The sequence below is a fragment of the Bounagaea algeriensis genome (assembly GCF_054491375.1).
Genome location: NZ_CM137102.1, coordinates 3,877,878 through 3,899,401, shown reverse-complemented (window position 1 = coordinate 3,899,401; position 21,524 = coordinate 3,877,878). Strand labels below are relative to the sequence as shown.

Annotated in this window: 17 protein-coding genes and 1 riboswitch; of the genes, 13 read left to right on the top strand and 4 right to left on the bottom strand. The window is 72.2% G+C overall.

Going from position 1 to position 21,524, the window contains the following annotated elements; genetic code table 11:
• Positions 1-52: 52 nt before the first annotated feature.
• Complete coding sequence (locus tag ACVGV2_RS17675) at positions 53-1,612, bottom strand: dolichyl-phosphate-mannose--protein mannosyltransferase (protein WP_459163466.1); 1,560 nt, start codon at positions 1,610-1,612, stop codon at positions 53-55.
• 88 nt (positions 1,613-1,700) lie between these two features.
• Between ACVGV2_RS17675 and rsmI the strand changes: the two genes are divergently transcribed.
• Positions 1,701-2,552 carry a 16S rRNA (cytidine(1402)-2'-O)-methyltransferase gene (gene rsmI, locus ACVGV2_RS17670; RefSeq protein ID WP_459163465.1) on the top strand — a complete coding sequence of 284 codons (852 nt, stop codon included), beginning with the start codon at positions 1,701-1,703 and terminating at the stop codon, positions 2,550-2,552.
• 138 nt (positions 2,553-2,690) lie between these two features.
• Here the strand turns inward: rsmI and ACVGV2_RS17665 are convergent, their stop codons facing one another.
• Complete coding sequence (locus ACVGV2_RS17665) at positions 2,691-3,986, bottom strand: aminodeoxychorismate synthase component I (protein WP_459163464.1); 1,296 nt, start codon at positions 3,984-3,986, stop codon at positions 2,691-2,693.
• A gap of 169 nt (positions 3,987-4,155) precedes the next feature.
• Between ACVGV2_RS17665 and ACVGV2_RS17660 the strand changes: the two genes are divergently transcribed.
• From ACVGV2_RS17660 to ACVGV2_RS17605, 12 genes are all read left to right on the top strand, one after another.
• A complete protein-coding gene (locus tag ACVGV2_RS17660) occupies positions 4,156-5,196 on the top strand; it encodes a DUF4185 domain-containing protein (RefSeq protein ID WP_459163463.1) in 1,041 nt (346 codons plus the stop codon).
• Positions 5,197-5,379: 183 nt separating this feature from the next.
• Positions 5,380-7,170, top strand: coding sequence for a methionine--tRNA ligase (metG, locus tag ACVGV2_RS17655; protein WP_459163462.1), 1,791 nt, complete (start codon positions 5,380-5,382; stop codon positions 7,168-7,170).
• Between the two features lie 119 nt (positions 7,171-7,289).
• The gene (locus ACVGV2_RS17650) at positions 7,290-8,117 is read left to right on the top strand and encodes a TatD family hydrolase (RefSeq protein ID WP_459163461.1); all 828 of its coding nucleotides are present in this window, start codon (positions 7,290-7,292) and stop codon (positions 8,115-8,117) included.
• Between the two features lie 202 nt (positions 8,118-8,319).
• Positions 8,320-8,823: a transglycosylase family protein gene (locus ACVGV2_RS17645; protein ID WP_459163460.1), complete on the top strand. Its 504-nt coding sequence runs from the start codon at positions 8,320-8,322 to the stop codon at positions 8,821-8,823.
• A gap of 854 nt (positions 8,824-9,677) precedes the next feature.
• Positions 9,678-11,057 carry a transglycosylase family protein gene (locus ACVGV2_RS17640; RefSeq protein WP_459166044.1) on the top strand — a complete coding sequence of 460 codons (1,380 nt, stop codon included), beginning with the start codon at positions 9,678-9,680 and terminating at the stop codon, positions 11,055-11,057.
• 186 nt (positions 11,058-11,243) lie between these two features.
• A complete protein-coding gene (gene rsmA / locus ACVGV2_RS17635; protein WP_459163459.1) occupies positions 11,244-12,098 on the top strand; it encodes a 16S rRNA (adenine(1518)-N(6)/adenine(1519)-N(6))-dimethyltransferase RsmA in 855 nt (284 codons plus the stop codon).
• A gap of 131 nt (positions 12,099-12,229) precedes the next feature.
• Positions 12,230-12,318: riboswitch (SAM riboswitch) on the top strand.
• 258 nt (positions 12,319-12,576) lie between these two features.
• On the top strand, positions 12,577-13,596 hold the full coding sequence (locus ACVGV2_RS17630; RefSeq protein ID WP_459163458.1) for a methionine ABC transporter ATP-binding protein: 1,020 nt from the start codon (positions 12,577-12,579) through the stop codon (positions 13,594-13,596).
• Positions 13,593-14,276, top strand: coding sequence for a methionine ABC transporter permease (locus tag ACVGV2_RS17625; RefSeq protein WP_459163457.1), 684 nt, complete (start codon positions 13,593-13,595; stop codon positions 14,274-14,276). Before ACVGV2_RS17630 ends, ACVGV2_RS17625 begins: the two co-directional genes overlap by 4 nt.
• 157 nt (positions 14,277-14,433) lie before the next feature.
• Positions 14,434-15,240 (top strand): MetQ/NlpA family ABC transporter substrate-binding protein, encoded by an 807-nt coding sequence (locus ACVGV2_RS17620; RefSeq protein WP_459163456.1) that lies wholly within the window; start codon positions 14,434-14,436, stop codon positions 15,238-15,240.
• Between the two features lie 123 nt (positions 15,241-15,363).
• Complete coding sequence (locus tag ACVGV2_RS17615; RefSeq protein WP_459166043.1) at positions 15,364-16,320, top strand: 4-(cytidine 5'-diphospho)-2-C-methyl-D-erythritol kinase; 957 nt, start codon at positions 15,364-15,366, stop codon at positions 16,318-16,320.
• A gap of 196 nt (positions 16,321-16,516) precedes the next feature.
• A complete protein-coding gene (locus ACVGV2_RS17610) occupies positions 16,517-18,367 on the top strand; it encodes an ABC-F family ATP-binding cassette domain-containing protein (RefSeq protein ID WP_459163455.1) in 1,851 nt (616 codons plus the stop codon).
• Between the two features lie 117 nt (positions 18,368-18,484).
• Complete coding sequence (locus tag ACVGV2_RS17605) at positions 18,485-20,170, top strand: fatty acyl-AMP ligase (RefSeq protein WP_459163454.1); 1,686 nt, start codon at positions 18,485-18,487, stop codon at positions 20,168-20,170.
• Positions 20,171-20,272: 102 nt separating this feature from the next.
• On the opposite strand, the gene ACVGV2_RS17600 is transcribed toward ACVGV2_RS17605, so the two are convergent.
• Together ACVGV2_RS17600 and pth are read right to left on the bottom strand one after the other, a co-directional pair.
• Complete coding sequence (locus tag ACVGV2_RS17600; RefSeq protein ID WP_459163453.1) at positions 20,273-20,635, bottom strand: helix-turn-helix domain-containing protein; 363 nt, start codon at positions 20,633-20,635, stop codon at positions 20,273-20,275.
• 269 nt (positions 20,636-20,904) lie between these two features.
• Positions 20,905-21,474, bottom strand: coding sequence for an aminoacyl-tRNA hydrolase (pth, locus tag ACVGV2_RS17595; RefSeq protein WP_459163452.1), 570 nt, complete (start codon positions 21,472-21,474; stop codon positions 20,905-20,907).
• Between the last annotated feature and the right edge of the window lie 50 nt (positions 21,475-21,524).

The window sequence follows — 21,524 nt, the reverse complement described above, 5'->3', positions numbered from 1 at the left end:
TACGACCGCTTTCAACGCCGCGGCTGCGCCAGGAGGGCAGCCAGGTACCCGGTCACCGCCAGGAGGGCAGCCACAGCTCCGCGTCCCAGTGCCCCTGGGTGATGGGCACGGCGTTGAGGATCGGCCACAGCCACAGGAAGTTCGCCACGACCAGCCCGACGTACAGCGACACCGCCAGCAGGCCCGTTCGCCGGCGCTCCTCGGAGTCGCCGACCCCGCCGAGCACTTCCCCGAGCACCAGCGTGATCCCCAGCACCAGCAGCGGCGCCAGCGGCGTGGCGTAGAAGTAGTACATGGTGCGGTCGAGGTTGCTGAACCAGGGGAGGTACCCGGCGCCGTAGGCGACGAGCACCGCCGCGTACCGCCAGTCGAAGCGGGTCGCCACGCGCCAGAGCGCCCAGCCCGCCACGGGCAGCGCCACCCACCACAGGGCAGGCGTGCCCAGCAGCATCGTCGCTTCGACGCACTCCGGGCGGCCGCAGCCCCGGGCGGTGTCGTCGATCGAGTAAGCCATCGGCCGCAGCCCCATCGGCCACGACCACGGTTTCGACTCCCACGGGTGCGAAGAGGTCAGCCCGGTGTGGAACTGGAGCACGTTGGAGTGGTAGTACAGCAGCGATCGGAACATGTCCGGCAGGAAGCCGAGGCCGACCTGGTCGAGCTCGACCGCGTGCCGGTCCGTGCCCGTCTCGCTGGCGTACCAGCCGGCCCACGTGCCGAAGTACACCACGATGGGCAGCACGAGCAGCGCCCACAGCGCGGCGGGGGTGTCCCGCAGCAGCGCACCCGCCCACGGTCGGCGCACCCCGGCGGTGCGCCGCGCCAGGGCGTCCCAGATCACCGACAGCAGCCCGAACGCGGCCACCCAGTAGATGCCGTTCCACTTCACCCCGCAGGCCAGGCCCACCGAAACCCCGGCGGCCAGCCGCCACCAGCGGACACCGAGCCGCGGCCCCCAGTCGGAGGCGGTCACGCGGCCTTCCTCGACGACGCGGTGCAGCCGCCGGCGGACCTGGTCGCGGTCGACCAGCAGGCAGCCGAAGGCGGCGAGCACGAACAACGCCTGGAAGACGTCGAGCATGCCCACCCGCGACTGCACGTGGCTGAGCCCGTCGCAGATCAGCAGGATCCCGGCGATCGCCCCGAGCAACGTCGAGCGGGTCAGCCTGCGGCCGATGCGGACGATCAGCACGATCATCAGCGTCCCGGCCAGTGCCGCCATGATCCGCCAGCCCCACGGGTTGTAGCCGAGCAGCCACTCGCCGACGGCGATGAGCTGCTTGCCAACCGGCGGGTGCGCGACCAGCTCGTAGCCCGGGTTGTCCTCGTAACCGCCGTTGCGCAGCATCTGCCACGCCTGCGGCACGTAGTGCTTCTCGTCGAAGATCGGAGTGCCGTCGTCGGTGGGGTGGCCCAGGTTCCACAGCCGCACCAGCCCGCCGAGCACGCCCAGCACCAGCGTGACGATCCACCCGCGGAGGCGGTCGGTGGGCATGGCCACGCGCAGCGGTCCACGCGGATCGCGCTGCCCGGGAGGTCGGGGCGGCGGAGTTCGCCCGGCGGGGACCAGCTCGTCGCAACGGCCGGCGGATTCGGGCACGAGGACGCTCACACCCGGGATCGTAGGGCGTGCCGGCGACGCGGGTGCACGGCCACCTCGCCCCGCCCGGTCGGCCGCGCGCCGTCTAACCTCGAGGGCGATGTCGGCCTCTGACGCTGCTGGAACCCTGCTGCTCGCGGCGACCCCGCTGGGGGACGCGCGGGACGCCTCGCCGCGCCTGCGCGAAGCGCTGCGCACCGCAGACGTCGTCGCCGCCGAGGACACGCGCCGGGTGCGCGCCCTCGCGTCCAGCGTCGACGCGGTGCCCGCGGGACGGGTCGTCAGCTACTACGACGCGGTCGAGGCCTCCCGGACGGACGCGCTGCTGGCGCACCTGCGCGAGGGCAGCACCGTGCTGCTCGTCACCGACGCGGGCATGCCCAGCGTGTCCGACCCGGGCTACCGCCTGGTCACGGCGTGCGCGGCCGAAGGCCTCGCGGTGACCTGCCTGCCCGGGCCGTCGGCGGTGACCACGGCGCTGGCGCTGTCCGGACTGCCGTCGGACCGGTTCTGCTTCGAGGGTTTCCCGCCGCGCAAGTCGGGCGAGCGGCGGCGGTGGTTCGACGTGCTGCGCACCGAACGGCGCACGGCGGTGTTCTTCGAGGCCCCGCACCGACTGGCCGACGCGCTGGCCGACGCGGTGGATGTGCTGGGCGGGGCTCGGCCGGCGGCGGTGTGCCGGGAGCTGACCAAGACCTACGAGGAGGTTCGGCGGGGCACGTTGGCCGAGCTCGCCGACTGGGCCGCCGCGGGCGTGCGCGGGGAGATCACCGTGGTGCTCGGTGGTGCCGAGGCGGCGCCGAGCGATCCGGGTTCGCTCGTGCCGCAGGTGGAACAGCGTGCGGCCGCCGGCGTGCGGCTCAAGGACGCGGTCGCCGAGGTGGCCGAGCTCTCCGGCCTCCGCAAGAAGGAGCTCTACGACGCGGTGCTGTCCGCCCGCGAGCAGGAGTGACGGCGCGAACGTGCGCGGGGGTGCGGAACGCCCGCACCGGGCCTGCGCCGCCGTGCTTCGGGCTGACCCGGGCCGCCAGCGGCTGCTCGAGGTGAGCACCCGGAGCGCGGGCGTGCTCGGCGATGCCCCAGCTGCCGGTCACCCGCCCTCGTCGGCGCCGAGCACGGCCAGCTGGGGCGCGGCCTTGGTGAGGCTCTCGCGCCACTCGGCGTCCGGATCGGAGTCGGCGGTGATGCCGCCGCCCACGCCGAACTCGTACACCCCGGCCCGGTGCTCCAGCGTGCGGATGGCGACGTTGAGCTCCATGCCGGCCGCGGGGGAGGCCATGCCGATCGCGCCGCAGTAGAGGCCGCGCGGCTGCGCCTCCAGCTCCTCGATGAGCTGCACCGCGCGGGGCTTCGGCGCGCCGGTCACCGAAGCGGGCGGGAACGTCGCGCGCAGCAGCCGCCCGTGGGGGAGATCGGCGGGGACCTCGGCGCGCACCTCGGAGACGAGGTGCCACACGCCCGGATGCGGCTCCACCTCGAGCAGCCGCGGCACGGTGACCGTGCCGGTCTCGGCGACGCGGCCGAGGTCGTTGCGCGCCATGTCCACGATCATCACGTTCTCGGCGGTGTCCTTGACCGAGCTGCGCAGCGCTTCCGCGTTGGCGTCGTCGGCGGGTCCGCGGCGCGGCAGCGTGCCCTTGATCGGCCGCGAGCGGACCTCGCGCCCGGTGCGGCGCAGGAACAGCTCGGGTGACAGGGACGCGACCGCGCCCCACGGGCCGGACAGGTACGCCGCGCGGGCCGGGCCGAACCGGGCGCTGCCGTGCGCGAAGACCTCCCACGGTTCGGCGTCGGAACGCACGCCGAACCGGCAGCAGATGTTGGCCTGGAAGATCTCCCCGGCGGCGATCTCGGCGACGCAGCGCCGCACCGCCTTGCGGTGCTGCTCGCCGTCCGGGTGCGCGGCGGTTCCGGTCCGACCGCTCGGGCCGCTCCACCGCGCCGGCGCCGGTTCGGCCGCGGTGCGCACGAGCGCGCCGAGCTCGGCGCTGAGCTCCGCGTTCGGTGGTTCGCTGCCCAGGGATTCGAACCACCACTGGCCGTCGCGGTCGCGGCGCAGCACGTGGTCGGCCCAGCCCCACGCGGTGCGCGGCAGGCGCCGCGGCTGGGCGTGGCGGTCGGGGTAGCCGAGGTAGCCGATCCACCCGCCGCCGACCGCGCCCGGCCGGTCGCCGGAGACCGGCGGGTCGCTCGTGTCGAGCGGGCCGAACTCGGAATCGCTCGGGGTGATCGCCACGGAGGGGGCCAGCACCGCGCTCGAGCCGAACCACTCGCCGGTCAGCGCGGCCGGCCCGGGCAGGTGGCGGCGCCGGGCGCGGGCGACGAGCGCCCGCAGCACCGCCGAGGGGTGGGCGTCGGCGTCCAGCGGCCGCGTGTACAACTGCATTCCGCCGAGTATGCCGGGTGCGCTCCATCGCCTCCGCCGCAGGTGGCGGGGTGATCTGGCTCGCGTTCGGCTGCTGTGCGCCGATGCCCCCCGACGCGGGTGCCCTCGATGCAGTGCCCTCGTCCTCGATGCGGGGCACCGCCGCGCTCGCCGGTCTACCGTGGAAGCCATGGTGCGCGTGCTCGGCAGCGTCCGGATCGGGCGGGTGACCGGTGAGGACTCGCGGAACCGCACCGCGAGCCGCTTCGGGGTCACCGCCACGGACCTCGGCATTCCCTGGCGCTGCGCCGACGGCGGAGTGCTCATCGCGTTCGGCGACACCTACGGCCACGGCTGGGGCGGTTACGGGGCGGGGCCGCGCACGGCCGACTGGCGCTGCAACGTGCTCGCCCACAGCAGCACCACCGACCCGGAGGCGGGCGACTCGGAGGCGGGGTTGCGGCTGGACTGGATGCTGCCCCGCGGGGACGGCGTTGCCGAGCAGGTGCTGGCACCGGACGGGGAGGCGCGCGAGGCGACGGTCATCCCGACCTCCGGCATCTCCGTCGACGGTCGGACGTACCTGCACTACATGTCGGTCCGGCGCTGGGGCGTGCCCGGCGTGTGGCACACGAACTACAGCGGTCTGGCCTTCTCCGCGGACGGCGGTTGGACGTGGACGAAGTCGCGCACGGCCGTGTGGCCGAACCGCAAGCAGCGGACGCTCGCCCGGCTGCGTCGCCGGGACCAGGGCGGGCACCCGTTCCAGATGGTCGGTTTCGCCGGAGTCGTGGACGGTTGGCTCTACCTGCTCGGCACGCCCAGCGGGCGGTTCGGCGCAGCGCACCTGGCCGCGGTGCCGGCGGAGGAGCTGCTGCAGGCGCGCGCCTACCGGTACTGGACCGGCGATGGTTGGGGTGCGGACCCGTACGCCGCGGCGGCGCTGCTGCCCGCGCCGGTCGGGGAGGTCTCGGTCGGGTTCCACGCCTACCTGGGGCTGTGGTTGGCCACGCACCTGGACGAGCACCGCGCGGCGATCGTGGTGCGCAGCGCGCCGGAGCTGACGGGGCCGTGGAGCGCTGGCGAGGTCGCGGTGGCCGGGTTGGACTACCCGGCGCTGTACGGCGGCTTCCAGTACCCCTCGCCGCGGGACCGCCCGGTGCTGTACTTCACGCTCACCCAGTGGGGCCCGTACAACGTGGACCTGTTCCGCGCCGACCTGGTCGGCTGAGAGGCCTCTCGACGGGCAGCGGAGCCGCCGCGCGTCACCCTCGCTCGAGTGACGTGAGGAACATTTCTCGAGAAACGTCGCCGACGTTTCTCGAGAAATGTTCTCCGCCGTCCCCCGCGGGTGCCCCGGTGGCGCGGGACGGGCGGTTCGAGTGGTTCCGGCGGTGCGCCGTAGGCTGGAAACATGAGTGCCTCCGTGTTGACTGCCGTGGCGTGGCCCTATGCCAATGGTCCGCGGCACATCGGCCACATTTCGGGTTTCGGTGTGCCGTCGGACGTGTTCACGCGGTACCAGCGAATGGCGGGCAATCGGGTGCTCATGGTGTCCGGCACGGACGAGCACGGGACGCCGATCCTGGTGCAGGCCGAGAAGGAGGGCCTGAGCCCGCGGGAGGTCGCCGACAAGTACAACCGCGTCATCACCGAGGACCTGCAGGGCCTGGGGCTGTCCTACGACCTGTTCACCCGCACCACGACGAGCAACCACTACGCCGTCGTGCAGGAGATCTTCAAGGCGATGTACCGCAACGGTTACATCCAGCCGAAGACGACCACCGGGGCGATCAGCCCCTCGACCGGCCGGACGCTGCCGGACCGCTACATCGAGGGCACCTGCCCGCTGTGCGGGTCCGACGGCGCGCGCGGCGACCAGTGCGACAACTGCGGCAACCAGCTCGACGCGGCCGACCTGATCAACCCGGTGTCGCGGATCAACGGCGAGCGCCCCGCGTTCCAGGAGACCGAGCACCTGTTCCTGGATCTGCCCGCGTTCACCGAGTCGCTCGGCAAGTGGCTGTCCACGCGCACCGACTGGCGGCCGAACGTGCTGCGGTTCGTGCGCAACCTCGTCGAGGACATGCGCCCCCGGGCGATCAGCCGCGATCTCGACTGGGGCGTGCCGATTCCGCTGGAGGGCTGGCGGGAGCAGTCGATGAAGCGGCTGTACGTCTGGTTCGACGCGGTGATCGGCTACTTCTCCGCCAGCGTCGAGTGGGCCCAGCGCATCGGCCAGCCCGATGCGTGGCAGCCGTGGTGGACCGACCCGTCCGCGCAGGCCTACTACTTCATGGGCAAGGACAACATCACCTTCCACGCCCAGATCTGGCCGGCGCTGCTCATGGGCCACAACGGCCAGGGCGACAAGGGCGGCCAGACCGGCCCGTACGGCGAGCTGAAGCTGCCGGACGAGATCGTCTCCAGCGAGTTCCTCACGATGAGCGGCTCGAAGTTCTCCACTTCGCGGGGAACGGTCATCTACGTGCGCGACTTCCTCCGCGAGTTCGGGCCGGACGCGCTGCGGTACTTCATCTCCGTGGCCGGCCCCGAGAACCAGGACACCGACTTCACCTGGGACGAGTTCGTCCGCCGGACGAACTTCGAGCTGGCCAACGAGTGGGGCAACCTGGTCAACCGGGCGATCTCGCTGGCGGCGAAGAACAACGGCGGCGTGCCCGCGCCGAACGCTCCGCGCGAGGAGGACGAGCAGCTGCGCCGGCAGTCCCGCGAGGCCTTCGACGCCGTGGGCGCGAACCTGCGCGGCTCGCGGTTCAAGAACGCCGCGCAGGAGGCGATGCGCGTGGTCAGCGCGGCGAACAAGTACCTGTCCGACCAGGAGCCGTGGAAGCTCGGCGACGACCCGGACCGCCGCGACTCGGTGCTGCACACCGCGTTGCAGGTGGTTGCGGACGCGAACGCGCTGCTGACGCCGTTCCTGCCGCACTCGGCGCAGAAGGTGCACGAACTGCTCGGCGGGACCGGCGTGTGGTCGGCCCAGCCGGAGCTGCACGAGGTATCCGACTCCGCTGACGGCTCGCAGTACCCGGTGATCATGGGCGAGTACGCGGCCGAGCAGGCGAGTTGGCAGCCGCAGGAAGTGCCGGTGGGGCGCCCGCTGAGCAAGCCGAAGCCCCTGTTCGGCAAGGTCGACCCGCAGCTGGCCGAGACCGGGCCGGAGTGGGCGCCGATCCCCGAGTGACGCTCGGCGGAGTGATCGACGCGTTCGCGGAGGCACCCCGCCCGGTCGTGGACCGGCGGTGGTGCCTCCGTCGCGCGTGGACGGTGGTGTTCGCGCACCACCGCTGATGTGGAGGGACGATGAGCAGCAAGCGGGAGCTGCCGCCGGTGCCCGAGTCGTTACCGGCGGCGGCGGTGGACGCGCACACCCACCTGGACGCCATCGGCGCGACGACGCCGGAGGGGGTGCGCGCGGCGGCCGACCGCGCCGAGCGGGCCGGCGTGGGCCGGCTGGTGACGGTCGCCGACGACATCGAGTCGGCACAGTGGACGGTGCGCGCGGCCGAGTGGGACGAGCGCGTCGTCGCCGCCGTCGCGCTGCACCCGACGCGCACCGAGAAGTTCGATGCGCAAGACCGCGCGGTGCTCACCGAGCTCGTCGAGCACCCGCGGGTCGTCGCGGTCGGGGAGACGGGGCTGGACTACTACTGGGACTACGCCTCGCCCGGTGCGCAGCAGGACGCCTTCCGCTGGCACATCGACCTCGCCAAGCGCTGCGGCAAGCCGCTGATGATCCACGACCGCGAGGCGCACGAGGACATCCTGCGCATCCTCGACGACGAAGGCGCTCCGGAAACCGTGGTGTTCCACTGCTTTTCGGGTGATGCCGAGGTCGCCCGGCGGTGCCTGGACGCGGGCTACGTGCTGTCGTTCGCGGGCACGGCGACGTTCCGCAACGCCAAGGGGGTGCGCGCGGCGGCGGAGATCGCGCCGGCGGAGCAGATGCTGGTGGAGACCGACGCGCCGTTCCTGGCGCCGCATCCCTACCGCGGGCGTCCGAACGAGCCGTACTGCGTGAATTACACCCTTCGGGACCTCGCCGAACTGCGCGCTCAGCCGCTGGAGGAACTCACAGTGGCGACCACGCGCACTGCCGAGCGGACGTTTTCGCTCGATCCCGTGTCCTGACCCCTGTTGCTGACCTCGCCGCGTGCCGTGCTAAGAGCGCGGTTTCACCGTCCGGCTTGCGGGTGACTGCGCACTTCGTACCGTCCGAAGTGGAAGCCGGATGAGGAGCCCGAAGCGGACACCGCCCCCGCTGCTCGTGCTGAGCGCGGCGGGCCGTGGTTGCCGCGGCCTCTGCCCGGACCCCGCGAGAGTCAGGACGGACATGCGCAACGACGGCGATGCGGCCGGTCCCTCCCGGAACACCGCCTCCCGGAACACCGCCTCGCAGAACACCGCCTCGCAGAACCCTGCTTTCCCCGAGTCCCGCGGCCGCGCGGTGCGCGCGTCCGGGCGCACCGCGCTGGCGGCGGTGTTCGCGCTCTGCGCCGGTGCGGTCGGCCCGGCGCTGGGCGCGCAGGCGAACCCCGGCGCCGCCGGGGGGACCGCTGCCGCCGAGAGGGCTGCGGAGCAGCGCAGCGCCGTGTGGGACCGGCTCGCCGAGTGCGAGGCCGGCGGCAACTGGCAGGCCAACACCGGCAACGGCTACTACGGCGGGCTGCAGTTCGACGCGAGCACGTGGCGCGCCTACAACGGTGACCGTTTCGCCGGATACGCCCACAACGCGACGCGGGAGCAGCAGATTTCAGTCGGTGAAGCGGTTCGCGCCGACCGCGGCGGCTACGGGGCGTGGCCCGCCTGCTCCCGGAAGTTGGGGCTGCCGCGATGACGTGACGGCGTTCGCGACGTATTCCGCGGTCGTTACCAGCGAATTTCGTTCGCGTTGGATGTTCGTGGCGCGTCCGCGCGCGCATCGCCCGCCCGGCATCAGGGATACCGCCGAACGGGTGGCGATCGCGAGCACTTTCCGGGCGAAATGTCACCGCGCGTGACGATCGAGGCGGCGAAGTTGGGTAATACGAGTCACATCGCGATGTTGGTGCCTTGGTTCGGCAGTGGAGATCACGCTAGAGTCTCGGCGCCATAACCCACGTCAACACCTGCCGTGGGACGGGTATCCGCTAGTCGCCGCCGGTGCACGTCGGGGAGTCGATCCATCGGATTGGCTGGAACGGCGCTCGGCTAGGGGAGTCGAGTACACAGCGAAGCACGAAAGGCCGTGTCGGATCGGGGCAGGAGTGGCGGCGTGCACCTCATCGGGGTGAGCGCAGCCCGTCGTGTCCTGCGAGCACGGCTTTTGCGCCTTCGGGAGGTAGCGACCCGGTGAACGATAGCGACGACCCCGGCAATCCCGCGCGCAGTGGTGCCGACCGGACGGCACCCGGGATACCGATGAACACGATTCCGCGCGGCGGCCGGCACGGTCGCGGCGCCGATGGTGCCGACCAGTGGCAGACCAGCCGGTTGGCGGGAACGATCGGGGACACCGCCGCGTGGCAGGCGCCGCGCAGCGCGGAGCGGACCTGGATCGACCCGAGCGAGGCGCAGTCCCGGCCCGCGGCGCGGCACGGCGCCGTGGGCGTGCTGGATCGCCCGCGCACCGCCGAAACCCCGGACTCGGCAACCCCGGACTCGGTGCTGTCCACGCAGGACATCCCCGCGATCGGGAGCTTCCCGGACACGATGGAGCGCGCGCTCCGCGACTTCCCGTCCGATGATTACCCGAGCATCCCGCCGGGCACCCTGGACATCACCCCGCAGGACGTCTACGAGGCCCTCGGCCCGGACGCCGACGACCTGCTGGCCACGGCCGACGTCGACGTGGACGAGATCATCCGGCTGATCAACGCCGAAACCACGGTGCTGCCCGCGGTGCCGCTGCCGGTGATCCCGGACGAGCCCGCGCGGACCCGGGCGCAGCCGCAGGCGCAGCCGGAAACCGACCAGGAGGAGGGCGAACAAGCGCTCACCACCTGGAAGCGGCGCTTCGTCAAGGGCGCGGTGGCCGCGGTCGTGCTGTCGCTGACCGGTGGCGGCGGTGCCGCCGCGGCGATGGACAAGTCCGTGACGCTCGACGTGGACGGCAAGGAGCTGTCCGTCAACACCTACGACTCGACGGTCGGCGAGGTCCTCGAGGAGGAGGGCATCAACGTCGGGCCGCACGACGCGCTGAGCCCGTCCCCGCAGGCCGAGGTCAACCACGGCGACACCATCACGCTCGACCGCGGCCGCCTGATGAAGGTGACCGTGGACGGTGAGCAGCGCGAGGAATGGGTCCGCTCGGTCACCGTCGGCCAGGCGCTGCGGCAGATGGGCGTGTCCCCGCAGGACGCGCAGGTCTCCGCCGACCTGAACCGGGCCGTTCCGCGCGACGGCATGAACGTCAACGTGCAGACCAGCAAGGACATCACGGTCGTCGACGGTTCCGGCGAGCCGCGTCCGGTCAGCACGCACGCGGTGACCGTCGAGGACCTGGTCCGCGAGCAGAACTTCGACCTGGGGCCGCAGGACGAAATCACGCCCGGCGGCGAGCAGAAGATCACCGATGGCACCGAGGTGCGCATCGACCGCACCAGCAGCTCGGTGATCAACGTGCGCCAGCCGGTCGAGCCGCCGGTGAAGGAGATCGTCGACGACTCCATGCTCAAGGGCGAGGAGCAGGTCGAGAACCCGGGCAAGGCCGGCGAGAAGATCCTGGTCACCCGCGTGACCGAGCGCAACGGTGACGAGGTCGGCCGGGAGACCATCAAGGAGAAGGTCGTCCAGCAGCCCCAGCCCCGCGTGGTCCGCGTCGGCGGCAAGGAACCGCCGAACAGCGGCGTGTGGGACAAGCTCGTGCAGTGCGAGGCCGGCGGCAACTGGCAGGCCGACACCGGCAACGGCTACTACGGCGGGTTGCAGTTCGACAAGTCCACCTGGAGCTCCTACGGCGGTGACCAGTACGCCGAGTACCCGCACCAGGCCAGCCGCGAGCAGCAGATCTCCGTCGCCGAGAAGGTGCGGGATTCGCGCGGCGGCTACGGCGCCTGGCCGTCCTGCTCGAGCCAGCTCGGCCTGGGCTGACCCGCGTTCGCGCCGCCGCGCCGGTCCCGCACCGGCGCGGCGGCGCTGCTTTCGGCCCGCGAGCGCGGCCTCGATCCGGAAAGGTCGCGGCTTCGGGCTGACGGGCGGTCCGGGCGGAGGTTTCCCGGCCCCGGCGGGGCGCGGACACGTCCGATCGCCTCCGCCCCGCCCGGTACATTGGTGCGAGTGGACCAGCAGGTGACGCTGCTCGGCCCGGCCGACGTGCGCCGGCTGGCCGCCGAGCTCGGGATCCGTCCGACCAAGAAGCTCGGGCAGAACTTCGTGCACGATGCCAACACGGTGCGGCGCATCGTCTCCGCCGCCGACGTGGGCGCAGAGGACGTGGTGCTCGAAGTGGGGCCGGGTCTGGGGTCGCTCACCCTGGGACTGCTGGAGGAGGTCCGCGCGGTCACGGTGGTCGAGGTCGACGCGGTGCTGGCGCAGCGGCTGCCGCGCACGGTCGCCGAGCACGCACCGGCGGCGAGCGACCGCCTGCGCACCGTGCAGGCGGACGCGTTGCGCGTGCGCGCCGCGGACTTCCCGGAGGAGCCGACCGCGCTGGTGGCGAACCTCCCGTACAACGTGGCCGTGCCGGTGGTGCTGCACCTGCTCGCGGAACTGCCGAGCGTGCGCACCGGGCTGGTGATGGTGCAGGCCGAGGTCGCCGAACGGCTCGCCGCCAGCCCGGGCGGGCGCGACTACGGCGTGCCGAGCGTGAAAGCCGCGTGGTTCGCCGAGGTGCGGCGCGCCGGTTCGGTTCCGCGCGGCGTGTTCTGGCCGATGCCGAACGTGGGTTCCGGGCTGGTGGCGTTCGAACGCGTCGATCCGCCGTCGCAGGCGCCGCGCGAGGAGGTCTTCCGCCTGGTCGACCAGGCATTCGCGCAGCGTCGGAAAACGCTGCGCGCGGCCCTGTCGTCGTGGGCCGGTTCGGCCGGGCGCGCCGAGGAGTTGCTGCGGGCGGCGGGCATCGACCCGGCCGCTCGCGGGGAGCGGCTGCGCGTGGGGGATTTCGCGCGCGTGGTGGAGTGCCTCCGCGGCTGAAGCCGTCCGTGCGCGCACCGTGAGCACTCGAACGCGCAGCAGCGCAAGCCCTGATCCGATTCCGTTACGTGGGCCATAACAGCTTGCGCCCGGGCGTGCCAGTAGGGTCTACTATTCGGGAAATCGCGAAGAACCCATCCTGAGCGGCCGAGAGACCTGGCTCGACGACGCCGCAGCAACCACCCGCACGGGCAGGTGCTAACGCCGGGACCGATGGAGTTGTGGTGTCCATTTTCCTTCCTGCCAGCTGGGCCGGTTCGACCGGCGGGTCCCTGCTCGTCGGGCTCGACGCTGTGGACCGTTCGCAGCGTTGCGTCCCCTCCCGGAGGCTGCTGACGCAACGGCGCGTCATCGATCACGGACGGCGCACCACGACCGCTTGTCCAACTGGGATGTGATCCCCCAGCCGTCCTCCTTCCCACTCCAGTCCCGGGCACCCGTGTGCCCGGGGCCGGTGCGAGCTGATCTGGAGCCGATCGTGATCACCGTTGAGAACCTGACGAAGACCTTCCCGCACAACGGGGAGACCGTGCGTGCCCTGGACAACGTGTCGCTCGAGGTGCCTGCGGGCAGCATCTGCGGCGTGGTGGGCTCCAGCGGCGCGGGCAAGTCCACGCTCGCTCGGTGCCTCGCGCTGCTGGAACGCCCCGAAAGCGGCGCCATCCGCATCGACGGGACCGACCTGCTGGCGTTGCAGGGACGCGACCTGCGCGCCGCTCGTCGGCAGATCGGCGTTGTGCCGCAAGGGGATTCGCTGCTGCGGCAGCGGACCGCGGCCGGCAACGTCGCCCTGCCGCTGGAGGCGGCCAAGGTGGACGCGTCGCAGCGGCGCAGCCGCGTCGCCGAACTGCTCGACCTCGTGGGCCTGTCGGACAAGGCCTCGGTCTACCCGGACCAGCTCTCCGGCGGGCAGCGGCAGCGGGTCGCGATCGCCCGCGCGCTGGCGGCGAAGCCGTCGGTGCTGCTGGCTGACGAGCCGACGTCCGCATTGGACCCGGGCACGACCGACTCGGTGCTGACCGTGCTCGACCGCGTCCGGTCCGAACTGGGCGTCACCGTGCTCGTGGTCACCCACGACATGGCGGTGGTGCGCCGCGTCGCCGATGACGTCGCCGTGCTCGAGCAGGGCAGCGTGGTCGAGGACGGCAGGGTGCTCGACCTCGTCACCGAACCGGGCAGTCGGATCGGCACGACGTTGCTGCCGGAGACCGACCAGGCCGACCACTTCGGCGCGGTCGGCGGGCGGCACGACGTCGTTGCCGAGGTGGTGCTGGTCGGGTTCGCCGCGGTGGGGGCGCTGCTGCCGGAGGCCTCGAGCCGGTTCGACGTGGGATTGGACATCCTCGGTGGCGGACTGACCCGCCTGGGAGACACCCCGGTGGCGAAGTTCCGGGTCGGGATCAGCGGTGAACGGTCCGAGTCCGCCCTGAAGTGGATGGTCGAGCGCGACGCGCACGTGCGTCGCAGCCCAGTGAGTGTTGACGGAGTTGCCGCGTGACTGATGTGACCCCCTGGGCCGAGGTTCTCGAACTCCTCGGCCCGGCGACGGTCGAAACCCTGTACATGGTGCTGGTAGCGACCCTGCTGGCAGTGCTCGGCGGGCTACCGCTCGGCGTGCTGCTGCACATGACTTCGCCGGTCGGGCTGAACCCGCGGCCGACGTTGTACAGGGTCGTCGGCGTGATCGTCGATGTGGTCCGCTCGGTGCCGTTCGTGGTGCTGCTGGTCGTGCTGGCGGCGTTCACGCGAGTGCTGATCGGCACGTCGATCGGCAGTACGGCGGTGATCGTGCCGTTGACGATCGGTGCCGTACCGTTCTTCGCGCGGTTGACGCAGAACGCGCTGCGCGAAGTGAACTTCACCGTGGTGGAGGCGGCGGTGACGACCGGGGCGAGCCGGCTGCGCATCGTGTGGACGGTGCTGCTCGGCGAGGCCCGGGCCGCGCTGGTCGGCGCGGTGGGCGTCACCGCCGTGGCACTGATCGGCTACGCCGCCATGGCCGGTGTGATCGGCGGCGGTGGTCTGGGGGCGACCGCGATCCAGGACGGCTACCAGGGTTACGACGACCGGATCCTCTACAGCTCGGTCGTGGTGCTGGGGGGCTTGGCCTTCGCCATGCAGTTGACCACCGACGCGGTCGCCAAGATCGTCGACCGGCGCCGCAGCGCCAGCGCGTGAACCGCAGGCGCCGGTGCCGCGCCGCGCGCTCCGAACCGCGCGGCGCCGGTCGGTGAGTTGTTTTCCGCAATCCCCCGACGCTTCCGGTCGGGGAGGGCAGCGCACGTCCGACACCGCGCGGGCGGGCGTGCCCGATTCTGTCCAGAAAGGACTGATCATGCGTACGCGTTTCGCCGTGTTGCTGGTTGCCGCCGTGTTCGCGCTGGCGGCCTGCGGCGGGGGTCGGACTCCGGCGCAGGAGGACCCGCAGGCACCGCTGAAGATCGGCGCGAGCTCCACCCCGCACGCCGAGATCCTCGAGTTCGTCGAGGACGAGCTCGCCGAGGACGCCGGCCTCGAGTTCGAGATCGAGCAGTTCGACGATTACAACCGCCCGAACGACGCGCTGCAGCACGGCGAGCTCGACGCGAACTACTACCAGCACAGGCCGTTCCTGGAGAAGTACGAGGGCGAGCGCGGCGGCGAGTTCGCCTGGGTCACCGACGTGCACAGCGAGCCGCTCGGCGTGCACTCGGAGAAGGTCGACGACCTGCAGGACCTCGGCCGGGGCGCGACCGTCACGCTGCCGAACGACCCGGCGAACCAGGCCCGCGCGCTGAAGCTGCTGCAGGCCGAGGGCGTGCTCCAGCTCAAACCGGACGCCGGGCAGGGGGCCGGTGTCCGCGACGTCGCGGAGAACCCGAAGAACCTCGAGCTGAAGCCCCTGGCCGCCGACCAGCTGCCGCGCTCGACCGCGGACGCCGGAGCGGCCGTGGTCAACGGCAACTACGCGATCAAGGCCAACTTGAACGATCCGATCGCGGTGGAGGACGTGGCCAACGACCCGTACGTCAACGGGTTGGTCAGCACCCCGCGGATGCAGGACGACCCGCGCGTGCGCAAGCTCGCCGAGCTGCTGACCTCGCAGCAGGTCGCCGACTTCATCAACGACGAGTGGGGCGCGGCGGTCGAACCGGCCGCGTGATCGCGGGAGCGGGAACTCCGGGCCGGGTGCGCACCGCGCGTCGCCGGCCCTCCCGCGCCGCGCCGTGCCCAGGCGAGTCGACCCCGCCCCGGGGAAGACACGTACGCTTTGAGTGTGCTCTCCGTGGTTCCGACGCCGATCACCGTCCGCGTGCCAGCGAAAGTGAACCTGCACCTGGCCGCGGGAGACGCGCGCCCGGACGGCTACCACGAACTGGTGACCGTCTTCCAGGCGCTCTCCCTGATCGACCAGGTCACCGTGGTGGCCTCCGAGCAGTCCGGCATCGAGGTGCACGGGGAGGGCGCCGACGTGGTGCCCGCGGACGCGGACAACCTCGCCTGGCAGGCAGTGCGGGTCGTGGCCGAACGCGCCGGACGGGATCCGGACGATCCGGGCGTGCGGCTGTCCGTGCACAAGGGCATCCCGGTCGCCGGGGGCATGGCCGGCGGCAGCGCCGACGCGGCGGCGGCGCTGCTGGCGCTGAACCAGCTGTGGCGGCTCGAACTGGGCCGCGACGAACTGTCCGACCTCGCCGCACCGCTCGGCAGCGACGTGCCGTTCGCCCTGCACGGCGGCACCGCGCTCGGCACCGGCCGCGGCGAACGGCTCGTGCCCGTGCTGGCGCGGCACCCGTTCCACTGGGTCATCGCCCTGGACGACGAGGGCATGAGCACCCCCGAGGTGTACGGCGAACTGGACCGGCTGCGGGCGGAGAGCAAACCGCACCGGGTCGGCGACGTGGAACCGCTGCTGGAGGCGCTGGCTTCGGGCGACCCGCGGCAGCTCGCACTGCTGCTGGGCAACGACCTGCAGTCGGCGGCTGTGTCGTTGCGACCCGGCCTGCGGCGCACGCTGCGCGCCGGGGTCCAGTCGGGAGCTCTCGCGGGGATCGTGTCCGGTTCCGGTCCCAGCTGCGCCTTCCTCTGCCTGGACGGGGACGAGGCGGTCCGCGTGGCCGCCGAGCTCTCCGGCGCCGGCGTGTGCCGCACCGTGCGTGTGGCGCAAGGCCCCGTGCCCGGGGCGCGGATCGTCACCGAGGAGCACACCGACCGGCCGACACCCCCGCAAGTGCACGCGTGAGCCGTCCCACCACCCGACCGGAACGAGTGCGGGATGCTGTGGCGGGCAGGGTGGCGTTGTGCCGGGGCGGGCCCGTGCGGACGCCTGCGACGCTGCGCGAAACCGCAGGTGGGCCGGATTGTCACGGGGTGCGCCGCGCGCCGAAGCGCGGGCGTGCCCACCGGAACGCGAAGTCGATGGAGCGGTTGAACCCCCGATGGTGAATATCGTCAATCTGGAGGCGGTGCACAAGAGCTACGGCGTGCGCCCGCTGCTCGACGGCGTCTCGCTCGGCGTGAGCTCCGGCGACCGCATCGGGGTCGTGGGACTCAACGGCGGCGGCAAGACGACGCTGCTCGAAGTGCTGTCCCGGCTCGAAGAGCCCGACGAGGGACGCGTCAGCCACGCCCGCGACCTGCGCACGGCCGTGGTCACGCAGCGCACCGAACTGCCCGCCGGGGCGACGGTGCGCGACGTGGTCCTCAAACCGCAGGGCTACACGGCCGAGCACGAGTGGGCCGCGGACGCCAACGTCCGTTCCGTGCTCGGCGGCCTCGGCATCACCCGCCTCGGGTTGGAAACCGCCGTGGACAACCTCTCCGGTGGTGAGCGGCGGCGCGTGGCGCTCGCCGCCGCGCTCGTGGCCGACCTCGACCTGATCGTGCTCGACGAGCCCACCAACCACCTCGACGTGGAAGGCGTGCGGTGGCTCGCCGAGCACCTGCTCAACCGGCGCATGTCGCTGATCGTCGTCACCCACGACCGCTGGTTCCTGGACACCGTCTGCAACCGCACGTGGGAGGTCGTCGACGGCCGCGTCGAGCAGTACGAGGGCGGCTACGCCGACTGGGTCTACGCCCGCGCGGAACGCGCCCGACTGGCCCAGCAGGCCGAGGAGAAGCGCCGCAACCTCGCGCGCAAGGAGCTGGCCTGGTTGCAGCGCGGCGCCAAGGCCCGCACGACGAAACCGAAGTTCCGCGTCGAGGCGGCCGAAGCGCTCATCGCCGACGTCCCCGAGCCGCGCGACACGGTGGAACTGGTCGCCTTCGCCAAGCAGCGGCTCGGCAAGACGGTGGTGGAACTGGAGAACGTCGACCTGCGGCTGGACGACCGCGCGCTGCTGCAGGACGTGACCTGGCGGCTCGGCCCGGGCGACCGGATCGGCCTCGTCGGCGTCAACGGGTCCGGCAAGACCACGCTGCTCGACCTGATCGCCGGGGCGCGCGAACCGGACGCGGGCCGGCGCGTCCAGGGCAAGACGGTGCGGCCGGCCCACCTGACCCAGGAACTGCACGACCTGCCCGAGCATTGGCGCGTGCTCGAAGCGATCGAGAAGGTGGCCACCAGCGTCCGGCTCGGCAAGTACGAACTGTCCGCCTCGCAGTTGGCCGAGCGGTTCGGCTTCGGCAAGGGCCGGCAGTGGACCCGGGTGCAGGACCTCTCCGGCGGGGAGCGGCGGCGGCTGCAGCTGGCGCGGCTGCTCATGGACGAGCCGAACGTGCTCGTGCTCGACGAGCCGACCAACGACCTGGACATCGACACGCTGCAGCAGCTCGAGGACCTGCTGGACGGCTGGGCTGGCACGCTCGTCGTCGTCTCGCACGACCGCTACCTGGTCGAGCGGGTCTGCGACAGCGTGCACGCGTTGTTCGGCGACGGCACGATCACCCACCTGCCCGGCGGCATCGACGAGTACCTGCAGCGGCGGGAGTCGCTGCTCACGGAGGACAACAGCATCGGGCGGCAGGCCCGCGACGGCGCCGGCCGGAACAGTGCCGCCCAAGACGGGGCCGCCCAGGACGGGGCTGCTCAGAACGGGGGCACCGCGGGTTCGGCAGGCGGCGGGCTGGGCGGTGCCGAGGCGCACGCCGCGCGCAAGGAGCTCGGCCGCCTCGAGCGGCAGCTGGACAAGCTCGACAAGCAGCAGCAGCAGCTGCACGAGGAGCTCGCCGCGGCCGCCACCGATCCGGATCGCCTGTCGGAGCTGGAGTCCAAGCGGCGTGACCTGCAAGAGCGAAAGGACGAGGTCGAGGGGCGCTGGCTCGAGCTGGCCGACCAGCTGGGGTGAAACGCCCTCGGGGTGCCCTGCGTGCGTGGTTCCACCCCGGTTGCGCCGCCCGGGATCCGCCGACGCGGTGATCCGCGGGGCTGTGCAGGGCGTCACAGCGGCCGTAAGCTGCCGGACATGAGCAGGTTCGTGGACACGCTGGTCGCCGCGGCGCGGGAGAACACGGACGCGGGCGACGGCACGGCCCGCGGGCTGGTCACGGGCGAGCCGGACGAGCCGGTCCGCCGCAGCTGGGGCGAGGTGCACGACCGCGCCCGCGGCATGGCCACCGCGCTGCGCGGCACCGTCGGCTCCGGCGACGCGGTCGCGGTGCTCGCGGCCGACCCCGCCCTGATCGCCTGCGCCGTGCAGGCGGTGTGGCTCAGCGGCGGCAGCGTCACCATGCTGCACCAGCCCACCGCGCGCACCGACCTGGGCCAGTGGGCCGAGGACACGCTCCGCGTGCTGCGCATGATCGGTGCTCGCGTGGTGCTGCTCGGCCCGCCGTTCGACGAGCTCGGCGACGTGCTCACCGACAACGGCATCGCCTTCCAGCGGCTCGGCGAGCTCGTCGAGACGCCGGCGGACCCCGAACTCGCCCCGGTCGACACGACCGAGGACGCCGTCGCGCTGCTGCAACTGACCAGCGGTTCCACCGCCGAGCCGAAGGCGGTGCGCATCACCCACGGCAACCTCGACGCGAACCTGCGCGCGATCACCGCGGCCGGCGAGCTCGACCCCGCGCACGACGTGGTCGTCTCCTGGCTGCCGCTGTTCCACGACATGGGCATGGTCGGCTGCCTGGCGGTGCCGATGGCGCTGGGCATGGAGACCGTCAAGGTCACCCCGGTCGACTTCATCGCCCGGCCGCTGCTGTGGCCGGAGCTGATCACGCGCTACCGCGGCACCGTCACGGCCGCGCCGAACTTCGCCTACGCCATCACCGGGCGCCGCATGGCGCGGGCCGAGGAGGGCGATTTCGACCTCTCCTCGATGCGGTTCACGCTCAACGGCGCCGAGCCGATCGACCCGTCCGCGGTGCGCGCGTTCACCGAGGCGGGCGCGCCGTTCGGACTGCCCCCGGACTGCATGGTGGCCGCGTTCGGCTTGGCCGAGGCGACGTTGGCGGTGTCCTTCGCCCCGCTGCACCGGGGGCTGGAGGTGGACGCGGTGGACGCGGACGCGTTGGAACGCGAGGGCCGCGCCGTTCCCACGTCCGCCGGGGGCTCGGAGGTGCGGCACTTCGTCCTGCTCGGCGAGCCGCTTCCCGGGTTGGAAGTGGAGGTCGTCGACGACGCGGGCACGCGGCTGGGCGAGCGGGAGGTCGGGCGGCTGCGCGTGCGCGGCGGGGCGGTCAGCCCCGGTTACGTGACCGTCGACGGGTTCGCTCCCACGCAGGACGTCGAGGGTTGGTTGGACACCGGCGACGAGGGCTACCTGGTGGATGGCCAGGTGGTCATCTGCGGACGCCGCAAGGACGTGATCATCATGGGCGGCCGCAACATCTACCCGGTGGACATCGAACGCGCCGCCTGCGAGGTCTCGGGGGTGCGCGCGGGCAACGCGGCCGCGGTGCGGCTGGACGCGGGCAGCAGGCGGGAACGCTTCGCCGTGGTCGTCGAATCCGCCTCGGCCGGTGCGGAGGAGGCCGAGGGCGAGCTGCGCAAGCAGGTCGCGGCCCGCGTGGTGGACGCGGTCGGGCTGCGGCCGTCGGCCGTGGTGGTGCTGCCCGCCGGCGGCCTGCCGAAAACCCCGTCCGGCAAGCTCAAGCGGGCTGCGACGGTGGCGCTGGTGCCGCAGGAGGCTGCGGCGCGGCGGGCGTGAGCGGTGGTGCCGCACGCGATCGGGGAGCGCGCACGCGGGTAGCGGTGGGGATGGTGTCCTCGCCCGTGGCGCGGCCTCCGCGGCCGCGCGAGTCGGCGGGGACTACGCGCAAGCCGCGGAGCGGTCGACTTCGCTCCTCGAGACCGTGACGTCGTGATCCTCGAAGTCCGCGATGAGCTTCAGCGTGGCGCCGAGGGCGGTGATGTAGCGCCGGATCGTGCCGAGCTCGAGGTGAGCTGGATCGCCGTTCTCGAGCTTGCTCACACGTGCCTGGCTGATTCCCATTCGTTCGGCGATTTCAGCCTGGCTCACGTGCCTCGTTTCGCGCAGTTGGGCCAGGCGGTCGCCCAGGACGTAGGCTTGGGTCAGCGTTGCGGCGTGCTCGCGGGCGGTTTCGACATCCCGGCCACGGGCTCGATCCTGAGCTTCCTTGTCCTGCTTGACGTCTTTCCACGAACGTCCCACGGTTCAGCCCTCCCTCTGCTCGGCCAGGTGTTCGTCGAAGCGTTGATCGGCTACGGGGATGTTGGCTTCGTACCAGCCTCTCCAGTTACCGGCTTTGTCACCTGCAACCAAGACCAGTGCGCAGCGTTGTGGATCGAATGTGGACCCGTGCGTTATGGCGTGCAAGTGCCCGCGCAGCGGCGTGGCGCCGAGGGCGGTGATGTAGCGCCGGATCGTGCCGAGCTCGAGGTGGGCTGGATCGGCCGTTCTCGAGCTCTCCCCGGCGGGCCTCAGTGGAAGCGGTTCTGGGCCGCCTCGAGGCCCTCGGAGACGAGCGCTTCGACGGCGTCGGCGCACTGGTCGACGAAGTAGCCGAGCTCCCTGCGCTCGGTGGTGGAGAAGTCGCGCAGCACGTAGTCGGCCGGGTCCATGCGCCCGCTCGGCCGGTCGACGCCGAACCGCACGCGCAGGTAGTCGCGGGTGCCGAGCGATTTGCTCACCGAACGCAGCCCGTTGTGCCCGTTCTCGCCGCCGCCCTGCTTGAGCCGGACGGTGCCGAACGGCAGGTCCAGTTCGTCGTGGATCACCGCGATCGACGTCGGCTCGATCTTGAAGAACTTCGCCACGGCCGAGACGGGGCCGCCGGAGAGGTTCATCAGCGACCGCGACTTGGCCAGCAGTGCGCGGGTGGAGCCCAGGTGACCTTCGGCGAGTTCGGCGCCGCTGCGGTGCGCCCGGAACTTCTCGCTCATGCGCTCGGCCAGCTCGTCGGCGACGAGGAATCCGATGTTGTGCCGATTGCCGGCGTAGCGCGGGCCAGGGTTGCCCAGTCCGACGACCAGGCGGGGGGGACCGGTCACGAGGTGCACTCCACGGGCTGCTGCGGCGAACGTTGAGCGGGGTGCGGCGC